21 protein-coding genes and 1 pseudogene are annotated in these 24,781 nt (G+C 59.3%); 15 read left to right on the forward strand and 7 right to left on the reverse strand.

Annotated elements, in window-relative coordinates:
- Nucleotides 1-13 precede the first annotated feature (13 nt).
- From AC2FNZ_RS09155 to AC2FNZ_RS09165, 3 genes are all read left to right on the forward strand, one after another.
- Nucleotides 14-1,939: a DUF3604 domain-containing protein gene (locus tag AC2FNZ_RS09155; RefSeq protein WP_496840301.1), complete on the forward strand. Its 1,926-nt coding sequence runs from the start codon at nucleotides 14-16 to the stop codon at nucleotides 1,937-1,939.
- A 150-nt stretch (nucleotides 1,940-2,089) separates the two neighbouring features.
- Nucleotides 2,090-2,920: a peptidyl-prolyl cis-trans isomerase gene (locus AC2FNZ_RS09160; RefSeq protein ID WP_496840302.1), complete on the forward strand. Its 831-nt coding sequence runs from the start codon at nucleotides 2,090-2,092 to the stop codon at nucleotides 2,918-2,920.
- Entirely contained in the window at nucleotides 2,917-3,918 is a 1,002-nt protein-coding gene (locus AC2FNZ_RS09165; RefSeq protein WP_496840304.1) for a HupE/UreJ family protein, read from the forward strand. Before AC2FNZ_RS09160 ends, AC2FNZ_RS09165 begins: the two co-directional genes overlap by 4 nt.
- Nucleotides 3,919-3,935: 17 nt before the next feature.
- Here the strand turns inward: AC2FNZ_RS09165 and AC2FNZ_RS09170 are convergent, their stop codons facing one another.
- Genes AC2FNZ_RS09170 through AC2FNZ_RS09185 form a run of 4 tightly spaced genes read right to left on the reverse strand, consistent with a single transcriptional unit; the run spans nucleotide 3,936 to nucleotide 8,263 of the window.
- A complete protein-coding gene (locus tag AC2FNZ_RS09170; protein WP_093961723.1) occupies nucleotides 3,936-4,859 on the reverse strand; it encodes a 2-hydroxyacid dehydrogenase in 924 nt (307 codons plus the stop codon).
- The gene (locus tag AC2FNZ_RS09175) at nucleotides 4,852-5,700 is read right to left on the reverse strand and encodes a fumarylacetoacetate hydrolase family protein (protein ID WP_093961722.1); all 849 of its coding nucleotides are present in this window, start codon (nucleotides 5,698-5,700) and stop codon (nucleotides 4,852-4,854) included. Before AC2FNZ_RS09175 ends, AC2FNZ_RS09170 begins: the two co-directional genes overlap by 8 nt.
- Nucleotides 5,701-5,711: 11 nt before the next feature.
- Nucleotides 5,712-7,508 (reverse strand): IlvD/Edd family dehydratase, encoded by a 1,797-nt coding sequence (locus AC2FNZ_RS09180; RefSeq protein WP_496840307.1) that lies wholly within the window; start codon nucleotides 7,506-7,508, stop codon nucleotides 5,712-5,714.
- A complete protein-coding gene (locus AC2FNZ_RS09185; RefSeq protein WP_496840309.1) occupies nucleotides 7,505-8,263 on the reverse strand; it encodes an SDR family oxidoreductase in 759 nt (252 codons plus the stop codon). The genes AC2FNZ_RS09180 and AC2FNZ_RS09185 overlap by 4 nt, the downstream gene beginning before the upstream one ends.
- A 194-nt stretch (nucleotides 8,264-8,457) precedes the next feature.
- On the opposite strand from AC2FNZ_RS09185, the gene AC2FNZ_RS09190 reads away from it, so the two are divergent.
- Both AC2FNZ_RS09190 and denD read left to right on the forward strand, forming a co-directional pair.
- Nucleotides 8,458-9,342, forward strand: a complete 885-nt coding sequence (locus tag AC2FNZ_RS09190; protein WP_496840310.1) for an NAD(P)-dependent oxidoreductase — start codon at nucleotides 8,458-8,460, stop codon at nucleotides 9,340-9,342.
- Nucleotides 9,339-10,307, forward strand: coding sequence for a D-erythronate dehydrogenase (gene denD / locus AC2FNZ_RS09195; RefSeq protein WP_496840312.1), 969 nt, complete (start codon nucleotides 9,339-9,341; stop codon nucleotides 10,305-10,307). The genes AC2FNZ_RS09190 and denD overlap by 4 nt, the downstream gene beginning before the upstream one ends.
- Here denD and AC2FNZ_RS09200 read toward each other — a convergent pair.
- Nucleotides 10,304-10,954 carry a GntR family transcriptional regulator gene (locus AC2FNZ_RS09200; RefSeq protein ID WP_496840313.1) on the reverse strand — a complete coding sequence of 217 codons (651 nt, stop codon included), beginning with the start codon at nucleotides 10,952-10,954 and terminating at the stop codon, nucleotides 10,304-10,306. The genes denD and AC2FNZ_RS09200 overlap by 4 nt on opposite strands.
- A 198-nt stretch (nucleotides 10,955-11,152) precedes the next feature.
- On the opposite strand from AC2FNZ_RS09200, the gene AC2FNZ_RS09205 reads away from it, so the two are divergent.
- The 10 genes and pseudogenes from AC2FNZ_RS09205 to AC2FNZ_RS09250 all read left to right on the forward strand — a co-directional run bounded on the left by AC2FNZ_RS09205 (nucleotide 11,153) and on the right by AC2FNZ_RS09250 (nucleotide 22,156).
- A complete protein-coding gene (locus tag AC2FNZ_RS09205; RefSeq protein WP_496840315.1) occupies nucleotides 11,153-12,166 on the forward strand; it encodes a TRAP transporter substrate-binding protein in 1,014 nt (337 codons plus the stop codon).
- Between the two features lie 78 nt (nucleotides 12,167-12,244).
- Nucleotides 12,245-13,414, forward strand: coding sequence for a mandelate racemase/muconate lactonizing enzyme family protein (locus AC2FNZ_RS09210; RefSeq protein WP_496840316.1), 1,170 nt, complete (start codon nucleotides 12,245-12,247; stop codon nucleotides 13,412-13,414).
- 13 nt (nucleotides 13,415-13,427) lie between these two features.
- Entirely contained in the window at nucleotides 13,428-14,273 is an 846-nt protein-coding gene (locus AC2FNZ_RS09215) for a TRAP transporter small permease subunit (RefSeq protein WP_496840318.1), read from the forward strand.
- Entirely contained in the window at nucleotides 14,273-15,895 is a 1,623-nt protein-coding gene (locus AC2FNZ_RS09220) for a TRAP transporter large permease (RefSeq protein WP_496840320.1), read from the forward strand. Before AC2FNZ_RS09215 ends, AC2FNZ_RS09220 begins: the two co-directional genes overlap by 1 nt.
- 10 nt (nucleotides 15,896-15,905) lie before the next feature.
- On the forward strand, nucleotides 15,906-16,856 hold the full coding sequence (locus tag AC2FNZ_RS09225; protein ID WP_496840321.1) for a phytanoyl-CoA dioxygenase family protein: 951 nt from the start codon (nucleotides 15,906-15,908) through the stop codon (nucleotides 16,854-16,856).
- A gap of 24 nt (nucleotides 16,857-16,880) precedes the next feature.
- A complete protein-coding gene (locus tag AC2FNZ_RS09230; RefSeq protein ID WP_496840322.1) occupies nucleotides 16,881-18,383 on the forward strand; it encodes a UxaA family hydrolase in 1,503 nt (500 codons plus the stop codon).
- Nucleotides 18,380-19,384, forward strand: coding sequence for a Gfo/Idh/MocA family protein (locus AC2FNZ_RS09235; protein WP_496840324.1), 1,005 nt, complete (start codon nucleotides 18,380-18,382; stop codon nucleotides 19,382-19,384). The genes AC2FNZ_RS09230 and AC2FNZ_RS09235 overlap by 4 nt, the downstream gene beginning before the upstream one ends.
- A 109-nt stretch (nucleotides 19,385-19,493) precedes the next feature.
- Nucleotides 19,494-20,411: pseudogene (locus tag AC2FNZ_RS09240) on the forward strand (NAD(P)-dependent oxidoreductase); the annotation flags it as partial.
- A 3-nt stretch (nucleotides 20,412-20,414) separates the two neighbouring features.
- Nucleotides 20,415-21,296 carry a DMT family transporter gene (locus AC2FNZ_RS09245; RefSeq protein WP_496840325.1) on the forward strand — a complete coding sequence of 294 codons (882 nt, stop codon included), beginning with the start codon at nucleotides 20,415-20,417 and terminating at the stop codon, nucleotides 21,294-21,296.
- Nucleotides 21,293-22,156, forward strand: a complete 864-nt coding sequence (locus AC2FNZ_RS09250; RefSeq protein ID WP_496840326.1) for a sugar kinase — start codon at nucleotides 21,293-21,295, stop codon at nucleotides 22,154-22,156. The genes AC2FNZ_RS09245 and AC2FNZ_RS09250 overlap by 4 nt, the downstream gene beginning before the upstream one ends.
- Here the strand turns inward: AC2FNZ_RS09250 and AC2FNZ_RS09255 are convergent.
- Nucleotides 22,143-23,339 carry a mannitol dehydrogenase family protein gene (locus AC2FNZ_RS09255; RefSeq protein WP_496840327.1) on the reverse strand — a complete coding sequence of 399 codons (1,197 nt, stop codon included), beginning with the start codon at nucleotides 23,337-23,339 and terminating at the stop codon, nucleotides 22,143-22,145. The two genes, AC2FNZ_RS09250 and AC2FNZ_RS09255, sit on opposite strands and share 14 nt — an antisense overlap.
- Nucleotides 23,340-24,683, reverse strand: a complete 1,344-nt coding sequence (uxaC, locus tag AC2FNZ_RS09260) for a glucuronate isomerase (protein WP_496840393.1) — start codon at nucleotides 24,681-24,683, stop codon at nucleotides 23,340-23,342.
- Nucleotides 24,684-24,781: the final 98 nt, after the last annotated feature.

Consider the following 24,781-nt stretch of genomic DNA (forward strand, 5'->3'; position numbering starts at 1 on the left):
TTGGGAGGTTCTCATGCTGCGACTCTACGTCTGCTCAATGCTACTGACACTCGGCCCGGCAGGCGTTCTCGCCGACGCTGTACCGACCAAAGAAGCCGCAGAGGGAACCTTTGCCGAGCGTCCGTTCTCGCCCTATGCCAACCGGACATTCCCGGAGCGCCCTTTTTGGGGGGACACGCACCTGCACACCGGGTTGTCACTGGACGCCGGAACGTTCGGGAATACGCTGCTGCCGGATGACGCCTGGCGATTTGCCAAAGGCCAACAGGTCATCTCGTCGACCGGACAGCCGGTAAGGCTCGCGCGCCCACTGGATTGGATGGTTCTTACGGATCACACGGACCTGATGGGGTTTGCCCCGGACCTGCAGGCCGGAAATCCAGGGGTCTTGGCACATCCCAAGGGTCTGGAATGGTACGAAGGATACTCTGCGGGCGGGGACGAAGCTGCCATAGCGGCGTTCGACATCATTTCCAATTTCTCGCAGATGACCCTGCCGGAAGACCTGCTTGAATCATACAGCCCCGGAGCGGACGCCTTTGCGTTTACCTGGGAACATATCGTGATGGCCGCAGAACGGCACAACGACCCGGGCAATTTCACAGCGTTCATCGGTTTCGAGTGGACCTCGGTGCCCAAGGGATTCAACCTGCATCGAAACGTCATGCTGCGCGATGGCCCAATCCGTGCGCTGCAGATGGTGCCGCCGGTCACGCAGCCGCCCTATGGGAATACGGATCCGAAGGCACTCTATGCGTGGCTCGAGGAGTACCAGACCAAGACCGGAGGCCGTGCCGTTGCCTTCGCGCATAACGGCAATCTGTCGAACGGCTGGATGTTCCCGACCGAAGACACCTATCACGGCGGCAAGGTGGATGAGGAATACGTACAGAACCGCGCCAAGTGGGAACCGCATTACGAGGTCACCCAGATCAAGGGTGACGGCGAAGCCCATCCCTATCTCAGCCCTGACGACCCATTTGCCGACTATGAAAACTGGGATGTCGGGAACCTCGATATCTCCGAGCTGAAAACTGATGACATGCTGGCCGGCGAATATGCGCGTGAGGCGCTGAAGCGTGGGCTGATGCTTGAAGAAAAATTCGGCGTGAACCCCTACAAGTTCGGGATGGGCGGCGCGACGGACAGCCATACGTCGCTGGCCACGGCCGAGGAAGACAACTATTTCGGCAAATCCGTAAGTGCCGAGCCGTCGGCCACGCGCGTTTTGCACCCCTTTGTCGAAAGCGATCTGGGCGCCTTTGAGGGGCATACGCTGGTCGCATCGGGCTACACCGCAGTCTGGGCGTCCGAGAATACGCGCTCGGCCATTTTCGACGCGTTCAAGCGACGCGAGACATACGCCACGACCGGGCCTCGCATCGGGCTTCGTTTCTTCGGCGGATGGGATTTCGATGAGACCGACCTGCTGACTCGTCTTGTGGCTGATGTGGGATACACCAAAGGCGTGCCGATGGGCGGTGACCTGCGTCCACCCGAGGGTGAAAGCGCACCGACTTTCCTGATCGGCGCGCTGCGCGACCCCGTCGGTGCAAACCTCGATCGAGTTCAGGTCGTCAAGGGCTGGCTGGATGCCGACGGCGCGCTTCAGGAAAAGGTCTATAACGTAGCCTGGTCCGACGATCGTGCGCTGGATGCCAATGGCAACCTTCCCGAAGTCGGCAATACCGTCGATCTAGACACCGCCAGCTGGAGCAACTCGATCGGCGCATCGGAATTGGTGACCGTTTGGACGGATCCCGACTTCGATCCCGACGCGCGGGCATTCTACTACGTGCGGGTTCTGGAAATCCCGACCCCGCGCTGGGTGTTGTACGACAAGCTTCGTTTTGGAATCGATCTGCCCGCCGAGGCCCAGTTGATCCATCAGGAACGGGCGTATTCGTCACCGATCTGGTACACGCCTGCGAGCGAATGAGCCAAGACCGAAACCGGGGGCGCGGGACCGCGCCCTTGGGCCGGGGTCGTTGCTGCAACATCTTCACCCCAAGTTGAAATCGGCGATTTGACATGACGGGCCGTTGGGATCAACGATCGGGTATCGAATTGCCAGCAGGTCAGATCTTTCATGCGCTTTTATAAAGAACCGCTGTTCCACTTCATTCTGATCGGGCTGGCCATTTTCGGCTGGTTCTATCTTGTATCCGACGAGGCCGAGCCCCCGGTAGAGACCGAAACGATCACAATTGACGGCGACGACATCGCGCTTTTGAAAACACGGTTCGAGGCCAGCTGGAAACGGCAACCCACCGACGCCGAGTTGCAGGCCCTGATCGATTCCTGGACCCGCGAAGAAATTCTTGTGCGCGAGGCCCGAAAGCTGGGTTTGGACCGTGGTGATCAGGTGATCCGGGCCCGCCTTGCCCAAAAAATGGAGTTTCTGACCACCGCAATTGCGTCCTCGGTCGCCCCCGAAGACGCTGTTCTGCAAGAGCATCTGGCCCAGAACGCAGACCGCTTCACGACCCCCCCTATGATCGCGTTTGATCAGATCTATCTGGGTGATGCCCCAGACCCGGACGTTGTCGATGACACTCTGCAAGCTTTGAACGGTGGCGCGGATTGGTCCAGCCTTGGTGTTTCGTCCTTGCTGGCGCGGTCGATGCCACTGACAGCCGCGGGCGCAATCGACACAACCTTTGGGCGCGGGTTTGCGTCTCAGCTTGACGGGAGCGAGCCGATGATCTGGATCGGCCCGATCAACTCGGGATACGGACAGCATCTTGTCCGCGTGACCGAGGCAAAGCCCGGCTACCTCCCACCGCTCGCGGAGATCTACGATTTCGTTCTGAACGATTGGCGTAGGGCGACGGCTCAGGATCTGGCGCAAGCTCAATACGAAAGCCTGGCCGCCCGGTACCGGGTCGAGACACCCGAATCCGCAGAGGGCGGCTCGTGAAGACGGTCTTCTTTGTTCTGCTGGCTTTCTGGCTGGGCATGGTTCCACAATCCAGCCGAGCACACGCGCTTGACCCCGGCTATCTGGACCTGAACGAACTGGCGCCGGGCACCTGGAGAATCCTTTGGCGTGTTCCCGACGTGAACGGACAACCCATGGAGATCGATGCGGTTCTGCCCGACCATTGCGCTCCGGCACATGGCCCGGAGCCAACAGCGGAAAACCAGGCGTGGGTGTCTTCTTGGATTGCAGAATGTGACGCCGAAATAGCAGGCCATGTTGTGACCATAGACGGGTTGGAGCGTCAGCAGAACGATGTCTTGCTGCGCGTTCGACTGCTGAATGCTGAACCCGTGACGCTCAGATTTACGCCGGATGAGGTCGAATTGACGGTCCCTGCGGAGCCTACGATCTGGTCGGTTTTTGGCAGCTACTTCCTGCTTGGTTTCGAACACATTCTGGGAGGCTGGGACCACCTGTTGTTCGTCTTTGCGCTTTTTGTTCTGGTGCGGAACCCATGGCGGTTGGTCGGTGCGATCACCGCGTTTACAGTCGCGCATTCGCTGACGCTGGCGATGGCGACGCTTGGGTTTCTCAACGTGCCCGCCGGCCCCGTCGAACCCGTCATTGCATTGTCCATCGTATTCCTTGCTCTGGAAATCCTGAGGCACAAAGAGGGCGAGCTGCGGTTATCCGAGCAATACACGTGGATCGTTTGCTTCAGTTTCGGCCTTCTGCACGGGCTCGGCTTTGCCGGTGCTCTGGCTGAAATCGGCCTGCCCTCGCAAGAGATCCCCGCAGCGCTGCTGGCTTTCAACATCGGCGTCGAGGCCGGTCAGCTTGCCTTTATCGCAGTGCTCGCGCTTCTGATTGCGATGTGGCGCCTTATCGCGCCACGGAACGCCGATTGGGTGACCCACTTGGCCACCCCGGTGACAGGCTATGCCATCGGGTGCATATCGCTCTATTGGCTGATCGAGCGGGTCAACGGGTTCTGAGCGCCTAAGCGGTCAATTCACAGATCTTTGCATTCCGGCACGGCGGTCAGAACCGATCCGTCATTGAGATGCTGCAACAGATTGTCCACCGTCAGATCACCCATAGCGGCACGCGTTTCGACAGTAGCACTGCCCGCATGCGGCAACAGAACCACGTTTGGCAACTCGCGCAACGCCTGTGGAACGCGGGGCTCGTCCTCAAAAACATCCAGCCCTGCCCAGCCAAGCGCACCGCTTTGCAGCGCCTCAATCAGAGCCGCCTCGTCAACAACAGATCCTCGGCTGACATTGATCAGCGTGCCCCCGGCCCCCAACGCCCGCATCACTTCGGCGTTGACCAGCTTGTTGGTCGACGGCCCGCCCGGCGTTATGCAAATCAGCACATCCACGTGTTTGGCCATGTCGACCAGATTGTCGAAATATCGGTATGGCACATCCTTGGGACTGCGGGTGTGATAGGAGATTTCGGGCGACCACGGCCCCAGTTTGTCAGCAATCGCCTGGCCGATACGGCCAAGCCCCAGAATTCCAACCTTCTGATTGTCGGCTGATCGGGTCAAAGGGGCATTGCCTTCTGTTTCCCACCGGCCCGATCGGACGTACTCATCGTCGCGCACAAGCTCTCGGTAGCAGGCCAGCATCAGCAGAACGGCGGTGGTTGCGACCTCGTTGTTCAGCACATTCGGGGTGTGCGTTACGACAACTCCACGGGCTGCAGCAGCCGTTGCATCGACTGCATCATATCCCACCCCGTAGACGCTGATCATCTTCAGGTTTGTCAGTTGGGCCATCAGGTCGGGCGGCACGCCGTCATGTCCGTTCGTGACCACATGCGTGATGCGCGCGGCATCAAAATCGTCCAACTGGCGAATATCAAATGCGGTGGACAGCCGATCTTTCATCCGGTCGGTAATCCCGCCGATCTGCAACAGCTCAGTCATCCTGACTGACCTTCTGCCGCTGCGTGCCCAGCCCGTCGATCCTCAGTTCCATCACGTCGCCCTTCTTCAAATAGACCGGATCGGGCTTGATCCCCATGCCGACCCCAGGCGGTGTGCCCGTCGAAATCACGTCACCGGGATGAAGGGTGAACAACTGGCTCAGATGCTCGATGATCTCGGCAACGGTAAAAATCATCGTCGCCGTGTTTCCAGTCTGCATCCGCTGTCCGTTCACATCCAGGGACATGCCCAGCGCCTGAGGATCGGGAACCTCATCGCGGGTGACCAACCACGGACCGGTCGGACCGAACGTGTCGCAGGACTTCCCCTTGGTCCATTGTCCGGTCAGTTGCGTCTGGAAATGCCGCTCGGACACATCATTGACGATGCAATAACCGGCGACATAGTCCAAAGCATCAGCCTTGGAGACGTATTTCGCCGTTTTGCCGATCACCACACCCAACTCGCATTCCCAATCCGTATGGGTGGACCCGCGCGGCATCACAACGTCATCATAAGGCCCCACGATGGCGGAGTTTGCCTTGAAGAACAGGATCGGATGCTTGGGAATATCCGCGCCCGTTTCGGCAGCATGGTCCGAGTAGTTCAGTCCGATGCACAGAAACTTGCCGATCTTGCCGACGCAAGCTCCGATCCGCGGATCCCCTTCAACAATCGGCAAGCTTTCGGGATCAATTGCGCGCAGCCTGTCCAGCACTGCGTCGCCCAGCGTTTCACCGGTGATATCGGTGACATGGGCGGACAAGTCCCGCAATTGACCCGCAGAGTCGACCAACGCAGGCTTTTCCGACCCTGCGGCTCCGTAGCGAACAAGTTTCATTTCGGTTCCTTTTAGTGATTGTCCCGCGGCAGGAATTGCCGCGCGATGTCCCTGAATTTGTCGGCGCCCTTCAGCGTCATGCCGCGATCGAGACGATCGACCTTCTCGCGGAAGATCTCCTGCCAGGGTGACTGGTCGGGCGGGACCGAGTAGCCACCTGCGGCTTCCAGTTCGCGGGCACGTTCATGCAACTCCTCCAGCGGAACAAGCATGTCCGCCGTCCCTTTGCCGAGATCGATGCGCAACCGGTCGCCATTTCTCACCAGCGCCAGCCCGCCGCCTTCGGCCGCCTCGGGCGAGGCGTTCAGGATCGACGGGCTTCCGGAAGTGCCGGACTGGCGCCCATCACCGATGCAGGGCAGCGCTTCGATCCCCTGTTTCAACAGGTATGAGGGCGGCCGCATGTTCACCACCTCGGCCGCGCCCGGGTAACCTTTGGGCCCTGCGCCGCGCATGATCAGGATACAGTCTGCGTCGATGTTTTCTGCCGGATCATCGATGCGGTGATGAAAGTCTTCAGGCCCGTCAAACACGACCGCTCGGCCCTCGAAGGCATTGGGGTCATCCGGGTTCGACAGGTAGGCATCGCGGAAAGCGGACGAGATCACCGATGTCTTCATGATCGCGCTTTCGAACAGGTTGCCCGAAAGGTTGATGAACCCGGCCTGATGCTTGACCGGATTCCTAACCGGCTTGATCACGTCGTCGTTCAGCGACCGGCGTGTCCCGCTGTTCTCGCCCATCGACTGGCCGTTGACCGTCAGTGCATCGGGGTTGGGTAGCAATCCGGCATCAATCAACTCACCGACCACGGCAGGGACACCGCCGGCGCGCTGGTAGTCCTCTCCTAGGTATTTCCCGGCCGGCTGCATGTTGACCAGCAGCGGCACGTCGTGACCCAGGCTTTGCCAGTCATCGTTGTTGAGAGGAACGCCAAGGTGCCGGGCGATCGCGTTCAAATGGATCGGCGCGTTCGTCGATCCACCGATCGCCGAGTTGATGACGATCGCATTTTCAAATGCCGCCCGGGTCATGACATCGCTTGGGCGCAGATCCTCCCACACCATCTCGACGATGCGCTTTCCGGTTTCATAGCTGATCTGCCCGCGTTCCCGGTACGGGGCCGGTATCGCGGCGGACCCGGGCAGTTGCATTCCCAAGGCTTCGGCCAGCGAATTCATCGTGGTCGCTGTTCCCATCGTGTTGCAATAGCCAACCGAGGGCGCCGAAGCCGCTGCGATTTCCATGAACTCATCAGTGTCGATTTCACCGGCGGCCAGGTCTTCCCGAGCCTTCCAGATCACAGTTCCCGACCCTGCGCGCTCGCCCTTCCACCAGCCGTTCAACATCGGGCCGACGGACAGAGCGATTGCCGGGATATTGACGGTGGCGGCCGCCATCAACAGCGCCGGCGTGGTCTTGTCGCAACCGATGTTCAGCACCACGCCGTCGATCGGGTAACCAAACAAGCTCTCGACCAGCGAAAGATAGGCCAGATTGCGATCCAGCGAGGCAGTCGGCCGCTTACCCGTTTCCTGAATCGGGTGCACCGGAATTTCGATGCACGTGCCACCGGCCGCGATGATCCCGTCGCGCACACGTTTGGACAATTCCAGGTGGTGGCGGTTGCAGGGGCTGAGATCGCTACCCGTTTGCGCAATGCCGATGATTGGCTTGCCGGATTGAAGCTCGGCGCGGGTCAGGCCGTAGTTGAGATACCGTTCCAGATACAGCGCGGTCATCTCGAGGTTCTCCGAGTTCATGAACCATTTCCGCGACCGCAGATCGTCCTTTGTTATCTTCGTCATTGGCCTGACCACCCCCCATCGATTATGTGTGTATGTCCTGTGGTGAAAGCACTCTCATCGCTTGCCAGGTAGACGACCAGTGCCGCTATTTCTTCCGCCTTGGCGACGCGGCCCATGGGTTGGCGAGCCACGAACTGCGCCATGGCCTCTTCCCTGCTGCCCAGCTCTTGGGCCAAGGCCTCGACCCGATCGCGCCAACTGGGGCTGTCGACCGTTCCGGGGCAGATGCAGTTGCAGCGAATGCCCTTTGTGATGAAATCAACCGCAACCGATTTCGTCAGCCCAACAACCGCAGCTTTGGTCACGCCATAGACAAAGCGGTTGGGCGCGCCGATGATCGACCCCAGAGCGGAAGACATGTTGATGATCGAGCCACCGCCCCGTTCGACCATCCCCGGCAGCACAGCCTTCGTTGTGCGCATCATGGACCGCACGTTGAGGTCCATCGCAAAATCCCACTCCTCATCGGTGGCGTCCAGGATGGTCCCGTGATGCACGAAGCCCGCACAGTTGAACAACACGTCCGGATTTGCCCGCTCAACCCCCTGAGAGACGCTGGCGTCATCGGTGACGTTCATCTCGAAAATTTCGATATTTTCGAGATTCTCGGACCGAATCGAAGAAAGGTTTTTGAGGTTGATATCCGTCGCAAACACCTGCGCCCCTTCGCGCGCCATTGCGATTGCGCTGGCACGCCCGATACCCTGTCCGGCGGCCGTCACAAGGACGCGCTTCCCCACAAGTCTTTCTGACATATGTAAAATTTACCTTTCACTACTTGCGATCAAACACCACGACCCCGGGCCCGAGTGCGACCGGGCAGCACCAAAAAATTCTGCGTGGAAACGCAACAGGCTTTGGCGCAGGAACTTGATGCCGTTAGCGTATGACAGAGATTTTGGTTTGGCTATAACCATGCGTGGTGCGGCCCGAAGGAGGATAAGCAAGTATGAGCGAACAGCGCAAAGTGACCCTTTTGGGCACCGGCCTAATGGGGGCGCCGATGGCACGAAACCTACTTGCGGCAGGCTTTCCCCTGACCGTTTGGAACCGCAGCGCCGAAAAGGCACGACCATTGGCGGACCAAGGTGCTACAGTTGCGGAGACCCCGGCCCAAGCGGTTGCCCAAGCCGATGTGATCGTGACCATGCTGGCCGACGGATACGCAACCGGCGCGCTGCTGGAAGACCCTTCCTTTTTCGACCAGCTGAAACCTGGTGCCGTCTGGATCGACATGTCCAGCGCCAAGCCTGAACATGCCCGCGCGCAGTCGGCCCAACTCGAAACCCTCGGCCTGCGGCATCTGGATGCCCCGGTCTCCGGTGGCACCAGGGGGGCCGAGGCGGGCTCGCTGGCGATCATGGTGGGCGGCGACGAGAAGGTCATGCTGGAGGTACTGCCAATCCTCTCCGCCATGGGGCGACCTGTGCATGTCGGACCCAGCGGCGCAGGTCAATTGTGCAAACTGGCCAATCAGACGATCGTCGCCGTCACGATTTCCGCCGTTGCCGAGGCAACCCTGCTGGCCGAACAAGGTGGCGCAGACCCGGCTGCTTTGCGCGCCGCGCTGCGCGGTGGGTTTGCCGACAGCGTGATCCTGCAACAGCACGGAGAACGCATGTCCAACCGGGATTTCGTTCCCGGCGGGCTCTCGAAGTTTCAGCTGAAGGATCTGGACAACACCTTGGATGAGGCACGCGGTCTCGGCCTGGAACTGCCCAATACGCAAGCCGTACGCGACCGGTTCGAATACCTGATAAACGAAATGGATGGGGCCGAGCTGGATCACTCTGCGCTCTACCTCGAGCTCAGAAAACGGAATGGCATGTCGTGACGCATATCCTCATCATCGGCGGCGGTGGAATGCTGGGTCAGAAACTGGCGCATCACATTTCGGCCGAGCAGACCTTTGGCCCGGACGCCCGTGTATCATTGTTCGACCTTTCATTTCCGGTCGAGGGTGCACCCGGCGAAATTACCGTTGGCGACATCGCGGCCCCGAACTCGGCCAAGCTTCTGGCCGCTCAGCGCCCTGACGTGATCTTTCATCTGGCCGCGATTGTCTCGGGTCAGGCTGAAGCTGACTTTAACCTCGGTTGGGACGTCAACCTGATGACGACCTGGGCGCTGCTGAACGCATTGAGGGACGAGCATAACGCCACCAGCGGCGCCTACCGCCCGCGGCTGGTCTTCGCTTCGTCCATAGCCGTCTTTGGCGCCCCTTTCCCCGCAAGGATCGACGATGAATTCCTGTGCGCCCCTCTGACCAGCTACGGGGCGCAGAAGGCTGCGTCCGAGTTGATGATTTCCGACTTCAGTCGAAAAGGATACATCGACGGCATCTCCCTGCGTCTGCCGACGCTGTGCGTGCGTCCTGGCAAGGCAAATGCCGCCGCTTCCTCCTTCTTTTCGGGTATCATACGAGAGCCCCTGAACGGGCTCGAGGCGGTTCTGCCGGTCGACGACACCGTTCGCCACTGGCACGCCAGCCCTCGGGCAGCGGCACGATTTCTGACCCACGCGGCCGATCTTGATACTAAGCTGCTGAACGACCGGCGCGCCCTGAACATGCCAGGCATCAGTTGTACGGTCGCCGAACAGATCGAAGCTTTGCGGACCATCGCCGGTCAAGACGCGGTCAACCTGATCAAGCATGTTCCCGACCCGGACATAGAGCGCATTGTCAAAGGCTGGCCACGCGACTTTCAAACCGATCGCGCGCTTGAGCTGGGCTTCCGCGCAGAGTCGAGCTTTGAAGACATCATCCGCGTTTATCTTGAGGATGACTTCCGCGCTTAGTCGCCCATCGTCTTGCCTGTCAGATGGCGCTTGAGGTGGTCATGAATTTTCTGCTTGGTCTGTTGCTCATCGCCGGACAATGCGGCCTCGAGGATGTCGGCGTGATGCCGGATGTTCTCGGAGATGAACTCGAACCGCCGGTCCGCCACCATCAATTGCTGCCGGAACTGCGCGTAAATTCGGCCGTGCATCTGCTTCAACGTGTCCGACCCACAGGCCGATATCAGCGTTTGATGGAATTCCTTTTCCGAAGCAAACCAGATCTCGATCAGCTCGCTAGGGTCGTCGGTGGCATGAATGCGCTTTTCGATATGGCTCAGCTTGTGATGCGCCGCGGTCAGCCTGGCTTCCCAATCCACCCCGCCGTTGCGGATCGACATCGCGGTGCCCTCTCCCTCCAGCAAAACGCGGATGTGGGTCAGCTCGATCAGTCTTTGCGGCGAACGCTTCGGGACGCGAAAGCCCTTCTGCTCCTGAAAGTCCACCAAACCCACAGATGACAAACGAAAAAGAACTTCGCGAACCGTGCTGGCCGAGCACCCATAGTCCTTGCGCAACTCTTCGGCCCGAACCTTGGCACCATGCTCGAATCCGTTCGAGATTAGACGCATTTTAAGGTGCTGATAAATATCTACTTCTTCATTCATTCCGGTTTGCACCTTTCAGGTCTGGCCCCTTAGTGTCCTAGTCATATTTTCGACTTATTGCAAGAATCTCGAAATTTTTGGAAATTTCATATTTTTCTTGTTGCATTCGATTCGACCGCTTAACGTCTAGCAGCGTGTCGACAAGGGAGGCGGCAAGATCTCCTACCCGGCGCACTGCTCAACGTCTGGGAGGACAATATGAAAATAGTCAAGACAGCGGCTGTTGCCGCCGTAGCAACGACGATGGCGGCCGGTTTCGCGGTGGCCGAAACGACCAAACTGAGAATTCAAACCCATTTCTCGCCCGAGACGCTGTCCGGGCAGATGGCGGCAAAATACGTCGAAGACATCCAGGAAATGTCGAACGGCGAGATCGAAGTCGAGATGTTCTACTCGTCCTCGGTGGTCAAATCGGTCGAAACCTTCGATGCCGCGGCAACGGGCATCCTCGACTGCGACATGACCGGCGGCGGCTATCAGACCGGTAAGAACCCGGCCTTCCAGTTCGCGGGCGATCTGCTGGGCGGTTACCAGAACCCCTATCAGCAAATGGCATGGCTGCTACACGGTGGCGGCAGAGATGCCGTCAATGACCTGTACAACGGCTACGACATGGAATTCATCGGCTGGTGGATCCCAGGACCGGAATCTCTGGCCTCGACCAAGCCGATCGCCAAGGTCGATGACTTCAAAGACTGGAAATTCCGTTCGCCCCCGGGCCTGGCCACCAAGGTCTTTGCCGAACTGGGCGCATCGCCGATCGTTATGGACTTCAACGAAATCTTCACCGCTCTGGAAACCGGCATCATCGACGGCGCGGATGCTGCGAACCTGACCAACAACGTGGGTCTGGGTCTGTACGAAATCGCCGGTCACACGAACTATCCCGGCTTCCACTCGATGCCCGCAGACCACCTGGCCTGCCGCAAGGACGTTTGGGACGCGATGCCTGCACATCACAGAAAGATCATGGAAGTCGCGATGGACAGCCTGGCGCTGCACAATGCGACGATCAACGAAGTGCAGAACGCTCAGACCGCCAAGGACCTGAAGGCCAAAGGCGTTCAGCTGTATGAATGGTCGCCGGAAGATCTGGCCGCCTACCGCGCAGCTGTCCAGGTCGGGTGGACCGAGTTCGCCACGACCCCAGAGGCCAAAGCGCTGCTGGAAAGCCACATCAACTTCCTGCGCGATCTGGGCGCAATGCAATAATCGGGCTTCGGCCATTCAACGACAATCGGAAAGGCCGTGCTGACGGCCTCTCCGAATGTGCCCGGGACCCTGCATTTCATGAAAATCACCAAGATCACCAGCCATGTACTGCAGTACGAGATGCCCGAAGTCCTGGGGTATTCGCAGCAGTATTATGATAAGCGCACAACCCATCTGGTCGAGGTTCAAACCGACGAGGGCGTGACCGGCTGGGGAGAGTGTTTTGGCCCCGGCAACGTAGCAAGAGCCAACAAATCCATCGTTGAACAGGTCATTCAGCCGATGGTTCTGGGGCTGGACCCTTTGGACAAGGACGTGATCTGGCACAAGGTGTACAACCTTCTGCGAGATCATGGGCAAGGCGGAATGCCGATACAGGCGCTGTCCGGCGTGGACATCGCCCTGTGGGACATCGTCGGCAAGGTGGCCGGTTTGCCGCTGCACAAACTCATTGGCGGCGCACATCGGACAAGCGTTCCCTGCTACGGCTACGGAATGATGCTGCGGGATGAGCCGATTGCCGACCTTGCCGCCCGGTTCGAGGACGAAGCCGCAACGATCAAGGACATAGGGTTTGTCGCCACCAAGATGAAAACCGGGTTCGGACCCAAACCGGACGTACAGCTCTGCGAGGCGGTGCGTCGCGGGGTTGGCGAAGACTTCCCCTTCATGGTCGACGCGAATCATGCCTACACGACCTCGGACGCGTTTTATGTGGGCCGTGCCTTGGAAGAGCTTGGCGCCTATTGGTTTGAAGAACCGGTGGCCCCTGAGGATCTTGACGGCTATCGCGAACTGCGCGCGGGGCTGAAGATCAATATCTCCGGCGGCGAGGCTGTCTTCAATCGCTGGGCGTGGCGCGCGCTTCTCGAAAACCGCAGTGTCGATATCGCTCAGCCCGAAGTATGCGCGTTGGGCGGAATCTCGGAGTATCTGCGGGTACTTGCGCTGTGCCACGCGCATTTCACCCCGGTCGTCAATCACGTCTGGGGAAGTGCGGTTGCTGTGGCCACCAACCTGCATCTGCTGGCGTCAATGCCGGCAATGCCGGGCGGGCTGCACCCGTGGGAACCGATGTTGGAATTCGACACCACGGACAACAAATTCCGCGACGATCTGCTGACCGTTCCGCTGGAGATTCAGAAACAAGTCAAGGCCAACAACGGCCGCGTGACGATCCCGACCGGCCCCGGATTGGGCGTCGAGCCGGACCTGGAATTTATCGATCACCACCGGATCGACGGATAAGGACGAGGGCTACGTGTTGCAAAAAAACTCAGGCGGAATACTGGAGTGGCTCATCCCGCTCGCCTTCGTCGCAACGGCCAGTTGGCTCGTCTGGCATTTGCCGGCCTTCCTGTTGGACTGGCTGCCGTACACGTCCGAATCTCTGAAAAGCCAGGTAACGGAAATCTATCTGCGCAGCGACGTGACGCCCGAAATGGCCGGGGTTTTCGGCGGATTTGTCGACATTGTCGATATCGGCGCGCTGATACTGCTGCCGATCCTTGCGGTGATCGGAACCAAGACCGTCCAGCCGGCCGCGATGGAATACGAGGGCACGACTGCGATGGACCGCTTCGCCCTGTTCATCGGTCGGGTCACGATGATGATGATCGCCATCATGACGGTGGTGATGCTGTACGAAGTCTTCATGCGCTATATCCTCGAGAAGCCGACTGAGTGGGCCAACGAGATGACCCTGTGGTTCGCCAGCTTCGTGTTCCTGATGTCCGGCTACTATGCCATGCAGCAACGCAGCCATATCCGGATCTTTCTGCTGTATGATGCGGTTCCTCGCTGGTTGCAGCGCGTGTTCGACACGATCTCGACCATCCTGATCGTGATGTTCGCGTTCTTTCTGGTCTACGGCAGCTATCAGCAGGTCTTCGTCAACAAGCTCTATAAATGGGAGCTTTACGGCTCGGCCTTCAACCCGCCGATCCCGGCGACGTTGCAACCCATGGTCCTGATCGTGATCACTCTGGTCGCCATGCAGGCCGTTCTGAACCTGATCGCGGATTGGAACAAAGAACCGGAAATCCACACGGATGAACCGGACGAAGACGAAATTGAAATGATCAAACGAGCGGTGGGACAAGACTGATGGATATTGGAACGATCTCACTCATCCTGATGGTCGCCCTGATCGTGCTTCTGGCGATCGGGATGCCCCTGGGTCTGGCCTCGGCCTCGCTTGCGGTTCTGGTTCTTGTCCTGAAGTTCGAACCAACACTTCTTTTGAACCCATTTTCATTCGGCGACGGCATTCTGACCGGACGCCCCGGGACTGGGCCACTCTACATTCTGGCGCAGAAGATATATGGGCTCTTAACGGACTACGTGCTCATATCCGTGCCATTGTTCATCTTCATGGCGTCGCTGCTGGAGCGGTCCGGGATCGCGCGCGACATGTATTCGTCGCTGAATGTCTGGCTGTCCAGAACGCGCGGCGGCATCGCGATCGTGACCTCGATCATGGCGGTGATCATGGCAGCCATGTCCGGCATCATCGGCGGTGAGGTTGTCCTTCTTGGTCTGATCGCCCTGCCCCAGATGCTGCGCCTCGGCTACGATCAGAATCTCGCGATCGGCGTGATCTGCGCCTCGGGGTCGCTGGGGACCATGATCCCGCCCTCGATCGTTCTGATCATCTATGGGCTGATCACCGAAACCTCGATCAAGTCGCTGTTCACCGCGTCCTTCATCCCGGGTTTCATGCTGGCCTCGATGATCATCCTATACATCATCATCCGCACGCGGCTGAATCCCCACCACGCTCCGCTGCCGGAACCGGACCCGAACGACCCCGAGCCAACCGAAAAGCGCAAACTGTTTGCCGCCTTCATGAGCATCGTCGTCGCCGGATTTTCCACCGTTCTGTTTATCCGCGCCGCGTTTTTCGAGCTTTCCGGCTCGAACGCTGCCAGCCAGGGCGAGCCCGCACGGCTGGGTACCGCTGACTACCTGCCCTGGTTTGCTGGCATCACCATCGTCGCCCTTTTGCTGATATTCTTTGTCTTTGGCCGACAGCGCGCAAAAATCGGCTGGGAAATGGGCAAAGGCCTCGTTGCACCGCTTGTCGTCATCGGCGTCGTGCTCGGCTCGATCTATGGCGGGATCACCGGCATCACCGAGGCTGCAGGCATGGGCGCCTTCGCCGTTCTGATCATCGCCATCCTACGTGGCGAAGGATCGTTCGAACTGGTTTGGGACAGCTTGATGCGGACGCTCAAATCCACAGGCACCATCATCTGGGTTACGATCGGGGCCGCCGCGCTGGCGGGTGCCTACACCATTGCTGGCGGACCCCAATACGTGGCCGATCTGATCGTCGGGCAAGACTTGCCGACCATGCTGGTCATTCTGGTGATGATGCTGATCCTGCTGTTCATGGGCGCATTCATGGATTGGGTCGGCATCGTGCTTTTGATCATCCCGGTCTTTCTGCCGATCGTCCTGCGCCTTCCCATCGAGGAAATCGGACTCATCGGTCAGTTGCAGCCCAGCCATGTCGCGATCTGGTTTGGCGTCGTGTTCTGTATGAACATGCAGGTCAGCTTCCTGTCGCCCCCGTTCGGCCCGGCGGCGTTCTACCTGAAATCCGTGGCCCCGCCGCATATCAGCCTGACGGATATCTTCCGCGGCTTCCTGCCATTCATCGGGATCCAGCTGCTGGCGCTTTCCGTTCTTCTGATCTGGCCGGGCATCATCGCGCTGCTGTTGTGAGGTTGCACCCATGCTGACACAAGATCAGATTGGCAAGTTCCAGACGGACGGATACCTCGTGGTCCAGGATGTAATTCCCGGCGATGTCCTGGATCGGGTACAGGCCGAATACTCGGATGTCCTGAACCGGCTCTATGACGGTTGGTACGAAAAGGGACTGGTCAAGGACGAGCCGTCAGGAATGACCTTCTGGGACAAACTTCTGTCCGCCTATCAGGCCGGTTGCGACTATTTCCAGCCGCTGGACATCTCGCTGCCCGGCGACCGGATCATGGCTGACACACCGTTCCATATTGGGCCCGCCGTGTTCGACCTGCTGACGGCCCAGCCCATGCTTGACATCGTCGAGCAGTTGATCGGGCCGGAGTTGGTCAGCAATCCGATCCAGCACGTTCGGCTGAAGCCCCCTGCCCTCAAGCTGTCCAAGGACGAGGTACGGGCGCATATTACCGCAACGGACTGGCATCAGGACCGGGCAGTTGCGTTGGAGGATGCGGACCAGACCGACATGGTCACGGTTTGGATTGCCGTCAACGATGCAACGATCGAGAACGGCTGCCTGCAAGTGCTGCCAAAGGCACAGGACCAATCCATCCTGCCGCATTGCGCGCGCACGCAGACAGGCATTGCCGACGGGTTCATTGACGAAGACCGAGCCGTGCCCTTGCCCGTCAAGGCGGGCGGGGTCATCCTGTTTCACCCTCTGACGCCACATGCGTCGCTGGTCAACGAAACGGACCGGTTCCGCTGGTCGTTCGACATCCGCTTCAGTGCAGCAGGCCAGCCCACCGGTCGAGACCATTTCCCCAGCTTCATCGCAAGGTCCAGATCGCGCCCCGAATCCGAACTGCGGGATTGGCGTGTCTGCAAATCCAATTGGGAGGCGGCACGAGCAAGGCTGTCTGGACAGCCGCATATAGATATTCACCGGTGGACATCGGACTCGCCGTTCTGCGCCTAGCTGCAGCCGCCAGGAAAGCTGATTATGACTTTTGTACGTTTAGATCGAACGGATAGCGTGGTGGTTGCAACTCGGCCCCTGGAGGCCGGCAGTGTGGTCGAAGGTGTCACGACCAATGCGCGCATCCCATCGGGCCACAAGGTCGCCACGAGGACCCTTGCACCCGGCGATCCGGTCAGAAAATACGCCCAGATCATTGGTTACGCCACCCAACCGATCCACCCCGGCGACCATGTGCACACCCACAATGTCGAGTTCCGCAACACCAGTGTGGATTACGAGTTTGCAACGGATCACAGGCCTATGAGACCCGCCACCTCGGTCGATACATTCATGGGCTATCGCCGGGACAGCGGTCGGGTCGGCACGCGCAATTACATTGCGGTTCTGACCACCGTGAACTGTTCTGCTACGGCGGCTCGCATGATCGCCAACCACTTCACGCCGGACAAGTTGGCCGCGTATCCGAATGTCGACGGCGTGGTGGCCTTTGTCCACGGAACGGGCTGCGGAATGGCAGATTCCGGCGACGGTTTCGAGGCTCTTCAACGGGTCATGTGGGGGTTCGCGAAACATCCCAACCACGCCGCAGTACTGATGGTGGGTCTGGGCTGTGAGATGAACCAGATCGACTGGCTGCTGGATGCGTATGGATTGAAGCAAAGCCCCACCTTCCAGACGATGAACATCCAGAACGTGGCCGGATTGCGCCGGACTGTGGAAATGGGCATCAGCAAGATCAATCAAATGCTGCCCATTGCCAATGAGGCAAGCCGCAGCGAAGCCCCGGCGTCCGAGCTGATGCTTGCGCTGCAATGCGGTGGATCTGACGCCTGGTCCGGTGTGACCGCGAACCCGGCGCTCGGACATGCCTGCGACCTGTTGGTCGCTCAAGGTGGCACGGGTGTCCTTGCGGAGACGCCCGAAATCTACGGAGCCGAACATCTTTTGACCCGCCGTGCCCTTGACCGCGCAACTGGGGAAAAACTGATCGGACTGATCGATTGGTGGCAGGACTACACCGCCCGCAATCACGGTTCGATGGACAACAACCCCAGCCCCGGCAACAAGCAAGGGGGTCTGACGACCATCCTCGAGAAATCGCTGGGGGCTGCGGCGAAGGGCGGAACCACCCCTTTGACCGGTGTATTCAAATACGCCGAACCCATCACTGCCAAGGGCTTCGCCTTCATGGACAGCCCCGGATATGACCCTGCCTCGGTGACCGGGCAGATCGCGGCCGGGTGCAACCTTGTGTGCTTCACTACAGGGCGCGGTTCGGCCTTTGGGTCCAAACCGGCGCCGACGCTAAAAATCGCCACCAATTCTGAATTGGCGGCGCGCATGTCCGAAGACATGGACGTGGACGCGGGCGACATCCTGACCAAAGGCGTCAGCGTCGAAGAAAAAGGACAGGAGATATACCGACGGCTGCTCCAAGTCGCCTCGGGCGCGCGAACCAAGTCCGAGGCGCAGGGCTTGGGCGACTACGAATTCGTTCCTTGGCAAATCGGAGCGGTAATGTGAAACGGATCCTTGTAGCCGGCGGCGGATTGATCGGTATTCGCCACGTCCGCGCCGTGATCGAGCATCCCGGCTGCACGTTGGTCGGGTTGGCTGATCCGAATGTCTCAATCCAGATCGATGCGCCGCGTTTTGCCAGTATGGACGAGGTGCAGGACACAGTAGATGGCGTCATCATTGCAACGCCGACCCGCCTGCATGCCGAACATGGCATTCTGGCCGCATCCCGCGGTTGGCATATGCTGATCGAAAAGCCGGTTGCCGCATCGATCGATGATGCCCTGCGCCTTAAGACAGCCGTTCGCCAGGCCGATGTCCGCAGCCTGGTCGGCCACCATAGGCGGTACCACACAACCTTGCAGCACCTGAAGGAGGTGATCGCGCAAGGTACGATCGGACAAGTCATCAACATCTCGTTGCTATGGGCCATGCGTAAACCCGAGAGTTATTTTGAACAGAACTGGCGGACATCTGATGGCAGCCCGGTCATGATCAATCTGGTGCACGACATCGATGTCCTGCGCTTTGTGATCGGAGAAATCTCGGATGTCGTCGCCCTGCCCGGCGCGCCGATCCGCGGATCGGATCGGATCGAAAGTGGCGCTGTGGCGATCGCATTCGAAAACGGCGCGACGGGCACTATCAGCTTTGCCGACACCGCGCCCAGCCCTTGGGGGTTTGAAGCCGGAACCGGTGAAAATCCGAACATCGGCACGACCCATCAGGACATGATGTGGATCACGGGAACCAGGGGCGCTGTGAGTTTTCCCTCCATGACCCTGTGGCGCGGACAGGATTGGGGCACTGCGGCCCAAAAAGACCAACTTCCAAGACCGGACCAGAAACGCACACCGCTGGAGGCGCAACTGGATCACTTCCTTGACGTGATCGATGGCGTCCCACCCCTGATCGACGTCGAGGATGCAGCCCGGACGCTCGAGGTCACATCACGCATCGAACAGGGGCTGAAGGCGCGAACGGCTCGAGCGCGGGCGCCGGCCTGACGGAGACGCGGCCGGGCAATATATCGGACCGTTCAAAAACCAATGACTATCCTCCGGGCAATATGAGCAAACAAACTGCAAATCCGCCCGCGACAGACACAAGAATGAAAACCAGACATATTCACGGAAAGGGAAACCAATGAACAAACCATCAATCGGGTTTATCGGCCTGGGACTTATGGGCGGAGCCATGGTGAGCCGGCTGTTGGACCAGGGATACTCGGTCACGGTGTTGGGAAACCGCGACCGCACACATCTGGACGCCGCGATTGACCGGGGCGCCCGCGAGGCGCAAAACGCGCGGGAGTTGGCTCAGGCCAGCGACATCGTGATGCTGTGCATGGGAACGTCCGAGCAGGTCGAAGGTCGTATGCGCGGTGCTGATGGAGTGATCGCGGGACTGAAGCCCGGGGCGATCGTCATCGACTTTGGCACTTCGCTTCCGGGCAGTACACGCGCCCTGGCCGAGGAGGTTGCAGCAGCCGGCGGAAGCTATCTTGACGCGCCACTTGGCCGGACACCGTCGCATGCGCTGGAAGGCAAGCTGAACATCATGACGTCCGGCGACAAGGCTGCCTTCGACAAGGCCGAGCCGACACTGAAGGATCTGGGTGAAAACGTCTTTTACCTGGGCCCTGTCGGATCGGGACATACGATCAAGCTGATCAACAACTTCTTCGGCATGACGGTCGCGAACGCGATGGCCGAAGCCTTTGCCATGGCTGACATCACCGGCGTTGACCGCAAGCAGCTGTATGACGTTATGGCCGCAGGGCCGCTGCATTCCGGAATGATGGATTTCGTCAAAGCCTACGGTGTCGAGAATGATCCAAACCAGCTGGCCTTTGCCATCAAGAACGCCGCAAAAGACCTTGGGTATTATGATCGAATGGCACGCGAGGCCGGCGTTACCAGCGTGATGTCACAGGGCGCACTTTCCGCGCTGAACGACGCGCGCGACCACGGTCAGGCGGATGACATGGTCAGCCAGATGGTTGACTACTACGTCAAACGTTTCAACACCTGATCTATGGCCGTCACCGCCAACCCCAACGCGGACCTGCCGCGCCTTGGCATCGTGCTGATGCTGACGGCGTGGCTGTTCTTTTCGCTGGTGGACCTTGGGGCCAAATGGTTGGCGTTGGCCGGCGTGCCGGCATTTCAGTTGGCTTTCATGCGTTATGCAGGGCACTTCGTGATCTCTGTGGGCGTGATCGCCAAGGGCGGGATTGAGGCCAGCCGGTTCAAGACCGACCATCCATGGCAGGTCATTAGCCGGGCCTTACTGCTGATCTCAGCAACCGTTTTCAATTTTTATGCCCTGCGGTTTTTGCCTCTGACCGTCGTGTCGGCAATCATGTTCTCAAGCCCGGTCATCGTGTGCTTTTTGTCCGTCTTCGTGTTGAAAGAAAGCGTGGGACCATGGCGTTGGGCGGCTATCATACTGGGTTTTCTGGGGGTGTTGGTTGTCGTGCGGCCGTTTGGTTCGGCATTTCATCCGACCATGCTGCTGATCGTCTACAATGCCACCGCGTTGGCCTTGTACTCGATCATGACGCGCAGGCTGTCGGGGGTTGTTGCCGTGGACACCATGCAATTCTACCTCGGGCTTACCGGGACGGTGGTCCTGCTGCCCTTCGCCAACTGGTTTTGGATCCAACCGGAAAACACTTGGAGCATGATCGTCCTGATCAGTCTTGGCGTCTTTGGGTGGTGCGGGCATCAACTGCTGACGAACGCGCATCGCTTCGGAACGGCGAACCAGTTGATGCCATTCACCTATTCGTTCCTGATCTACGTTGCGATCTGGGGCTATCTGTTCTTTGACACGATACCGGACGCATTCACGTTGGCAGGGGCTGCGCTGATCATGGCTGCCGGTCTCATCATCTGGAAAAGAGAAAAGAAATGACGCGAATTGCCTGCATCGGCGAAGCAATGATCGAATTGTCCATGCTGGAAACCGGCGCAAAGGTGGGCGTCGCGGGGGATACGCTGAACACGGCCATCTACATGCACCGCGCAGCGCCTGATCTGCAGGTGGAGTATGTGACATGTTTGGGCGACGACCCGTTCTCGGGGCGCATCGCGGACTTCATCGCCAGCCATGGCATCGGGACATCCGGCATCCGCATCATTCCGAACGCCTCTCCGGGCCTGTACGCGATCACCACCTCTGCGGACGGTGAACGCAGCTTTACTTATTGGCGCAGCGAAGCGGCCGCCCGTCAGCTTTTTGCCAATCACGATTTCAGCTCGTTGAACGGCTATGACGTGCTGTACTTGTCGGGGATTTCCGTGGCCATTCTTCCGCATTCGGTAAGGCTTGCGCTTCTGGACTGGCTCGAAGGCGCTTCAGTCCGGTTGGTCTATGACAGCAACTTTCGTCCGCGTCTTTGGGATAGCGTTGAACACGCCCGGCAGATCAACCAACGGCTTTGGCGGCGTGCGGACATTGCCCTGCCATCCATCGACGACGAGATGGCACTGTTCGGGGAAAGCGCCGAACAGGTGGCGGCACGCTTTGCGGTTCATCACGGAGTCGGCGCGTTGAAGCGCGGAGAGAATGGCCCCCTGTCCATCGGTCAGAACATTGACCAAACCTATGAGCCTGCCAAAAACGTGCTGGATACGACAGCGGCCGGCGACAGTTTCAACGGTGGGTACCTCGCGGCCTTGCTGACGGGGAAATCACAGGCCGAGGCCCTGATGGCTGGACACAATCTGGCATCCACCGTTGTTCAGTTCCGCGGCGCGATCATTCCCGGATAAGCGGCGCGAGATCCTCGGCTCCAACAAGACGCAAAAGCGGCACTAGCGGATCTGGCTGCTTGGCAGCCAAAGCGATTTCCGACGCGCAAGGATCGTTCAGCACCCGACCCTTGGCGGTCTCGGACAGGCAATAGGAGACCCAGGCCCGCATCCCCGCAATCACCGCCTGAGAGCCGGTCTCACGAAGTGTGGGAACAAATCGATACGGCAGCTTCTGGCTTCCATCCATCGCGATTTGGTCCAGACGGTGCGCCAACTCGGGGTTTTCAAAGCGGCGCAACAGAGCCTCGGCATAGTCCGGAGCTTGCGCTTGCAGCGCTGCGGGCAGCGTTGCGCCCGCATCCTTCATCAACTGGGAAACCAACGGGCGCAGAACCGGGTCTCGAACCGCTTCGTGGACGTAGGTCAGGCCCCGCTCCAACCCGGCATAAGCCAACAGGGAATGGGCCCCGTTCAACATGCGCAGCTTTCGCATCTCGTGCGGGGCCACGTCATCGACCAGTTGCACGCCCGGCCAATCTGGGTGCGGGCCCGCAAAACTGTCTTCGATCACCCACTCAGAGAACGCCTCGGTCGGAACGGCCATAGGGTCACCGCTGATTGCGCGAACGGCGTCCGTTGTGGCCGGGGTGATCCGGTCGACCATCGCGTTGGGAAAGCGAACGGCGTCCCAATTGACGTCCAGACCGGCTGCATTCGCGAAATCGGATACGGCCGTTTCAAGCGTTTTTCCGTTCTCCATACGATTGTCGCAGCTCAGCACCGTCACGGGCTTGCGCCGTTCCGCAAGACCAAAGGCAAGAAACCCGATCAGCGTTGCGGGCCCCTGCCCCGCCAGATCGGCGACAATCGCCGGGTCCCGAAGGTTCAGCTTGCCCGCGGCATCCAGATGATAACCTTTCTCGGTCACTGTCGCCGAGATGATCTCGGCATCCGCCATCACATCGAAAACCGCTGCACGATCCTCGGGCGCGACCAGAACATCCCTCAGAACTTTGATGCGACGGACACCCTGCCCCTGTACGCACAGATCGTACTCGAAACCCTGTCGCGCCAATCCATCCCGAACCGAGGATGAACGCAGGCTGACGCCGACAACGTCCCATCCGCCCGCTTGATCGGTGTAGTCCAGCAAATGCGCCCGGGCAAAGTTTCCGAGGCCGAAGTGCAGAATTTTACCCATCTAGCTTTGCAATCCGTAAACCTGTTTCGCCAGATCGACCGCCAGCAACCGAGCAAGATGCTCGGCACTGTCCCGACCGAAGTAACCACGCGCAACCTGCTCGGCCAAATGAATCGCTACGCCCCGCCGCCAAAGGTCGTTTCGTGCAGGAATGGACAGAAAAGCCCGTGTGTCGTCATTGAATCCGGCCAGGTTGTAATATCCGGCCGTTTCAACGACCTGATCAAAATACCGCGCAATCCCGGCTGGGCTGTCATGGAACCACCAAGGCGGCCCTATCCGAAGGCACGGCCAATGTCCCGCCATCGGGGCCAGTTCACGGGCATAGGTGCCTTCGTCCAGTGTGAACAGAATGATGCGCAGTTCCGCTGAGTTTCCCACCCGGTTCAACAGCGCCTCAAGGCCCGTGACCCAATCCATCGCGATTGGAATGTCGGCCCCCTTGTCCCGTCCGAAGTCCCGCATTACCGCGTGGTTCGTGTTGCGCTTGCTGCCTGCATGTATCTGCATGGTCAGACCATCATCGACAGACATCTGCGCCATTTCGATCAGCATATGCCCATAGAACCGGCGCGCGTCCTGTTCGGTCCCTTCCCGCCGTCTCAGCCGTTGGTACAGCGCATCCGGGTCGTCCAGCCACTCGGTCTGTACGCGTTCGATACCGTGGTCCGTGGCGGTACAACCAAGCTGGATGAAATAAGTCCGCCGCATCCGCAGCGCGTTGAGGTAGCCATCATAGCTGTGCAGATCGCAGCCTGTCAGCTCGGCCAACTTGTTCAGGTTCTGTACGAACTCCGGGTCCGCCCCATCCAAAACCCCGTCCGGGCGGAACGTCGGAACAACCCGCCCGCCCCAACCGCTTGCACGGATCTCCTGATGCTGTGTGAGAGTGTCGAGAGCCGAATCCGTAGTGGCCAGAACCTCGATCCCGAACCTGTCGAACAAAGCCCTCGGGCGAAAATCGGGTTGCGCCAGCTTTTCCGCGATCTTGTCGTAGATCAGATCTGCCGTACGCGAAGACAACTCCTCAGACACGCCCAGCGTTTCATGCAGCACGTAGTTCATCCAGATCCGGGAAGGCGTTCCCAGAAATAGATGCCAATGTTCGGCAAAGGTGCGGAAAACGGCGCGAGGATCCTTCTTTCGCCCCTCTTCCCCAACGCCGAGTTCCGACAAGGGAACGCCCTGCGAATAGAGCATACGGAACACGTAATGGTCGGGAACCACCAACAGCTCTGCCGGGTTGGGGAACGGCGCATCGGTTGCAAACCACCCCGGATCGCAGTGACCATGCGGAGACACGATCGGCAGGTCCTTGATGCCCAAATACAGGTCTTCTGCCATCCCATTCAAATTGCCAGTCAATTCTGCCTCCGATACTGCTACCCGCAATTGTTAACACAGTTTTTAATGGTTGCATCTTTCCCGTTTGAACCCGCAGA

The organism is Ruegeria sp. SAZA006 (assembly GCF_059613465.1).

Excerpts from the sequence above, each read along its gene's own strand:
- AC2FNZ_RS09155 (WP_496840301.1), top strand. The coding sequence starts at position 14 with ATGCTGCGACTCTACGTCTGCTCAATGCTACTGACACTCGGCCCGGCA.
- AC2FNZ_RS09160 (WP_496840302.1), top strand. The coding sequence starts at position 2,090 with ATGCGCTTTTATAAAGAACCGCTGTTCCACTTCATTCTGATCGGGCTG.
- AC2FNZ_RS09170 (WP_093961723.1), bottom strand. The coding sequence starts at position 4,859 with ATGACTGAGCTGTTGCAGATCGGCGGGATTACCGACCGGATGAAAGAT.
- AC2FNZ_RS09175 (WP_093961722.1), bottom strand. The coding sequence starts at position 5,700 with ATGAAACTTGTTCGCTACGGAGCCGCAGGGTCGGAAAAGCCTGCGTTG.
- AC2FNZ_RS09180 (WP_496840307.1), bottom strand. The coding sequence starts at position 7,508 with ATGACGAAGATAACAAAGGACGATCTGCGGTCGCGGAAATGGTTCATG.
- AC2FNZ_RS09185 (WP_496840309.1), bottom strand. The coding sequence starts at position 8,263 with ATGTCAGAAAGACTTGTGGGGAAGCGCGTCCTTGTGACGGCCGCCGGA.
- AC2FNZ_RS09190 (WP_496840310.1), top strand. The coding sequence starts at position 8,458 with ATGAGCGAACAGCGCAAAGTGACCCTTTTGGGCACCGGCCTAATGGGG.
- AC2FNZ_RS09200 (WP_496840313.1), bottom strand. The coding sequence starts at position 10,954 with ATGAATGAAGAAGTAGATATTTATCAGCACCTTAAAATGCGTCTAATC.
- AC2FNZ_RS09205 (WP_496840315.1), top strand. The coding sequence starts at position 11,153 with ATGAAAATAGTCAAGACAGCGGCTGTTGCCGCCGTAGCAACGACGATG.
- AC2FNZ_RS09210 (WP_496840316.1), top strand. The coding sequence starts at position 12,245 with ATGAAAATCACCAAGATCACCAGCCATGTACTGCAGTACGAGATGCCC.
- AC2FNZ_RS09220 (WP_496840320.1), top strand. The coding sequence starts at position 14,273 with ATGGATATTGGAACGATCTCACTCATCCTGATGGTCGCCCTGATCGTG.
- AC2FNZ_RS09225 (WP_496840321.1), top strand. The coding sequence starts at position 15,906 with ATGCTGACACAAGATCAGATTGGCAAGTTCCAGACGGACGGATACCTC.
- AC2FNZ_RS09230 (WP_496840322.1), top strand. The coding sequence starts at position 16,881 with ATGACTTTTGTACGTTTAGATCGAACGGATAGCGTGGTGGTTGCAACT.
- AC2FNZ_RS09245 (WP_496840325.1), top strand. The coding sequence starts at position 20,415 with ATGGCCGTCACCGCCAACCCCAACGCGGACCTGCCGCGCCTTGGCATC.
- AC2FNZ_RS09250 (WP_496840326.1), top strand. The coding sequence starts at position 21,293 with ATGACGCGAATTGCCTGCATCGGCGAAGCAATGATCGAATTGTCCATG.
- AC2FNZ_RS09255 (WP_496840327.1), bottom strand. The coding sequence starts at position 23,339 with ATGGGTAAAATTCTGCACTTCGGCCTCGGAAACTTTGCCCGGGCGCAT.
- uxaC (WP_496840393.1), bottom strand. The coding sequence starts at position 24,683 with ATGGCAGAAGACCTGTATTTGGGCATCAAGGACCTGCCGATCGTGTCT.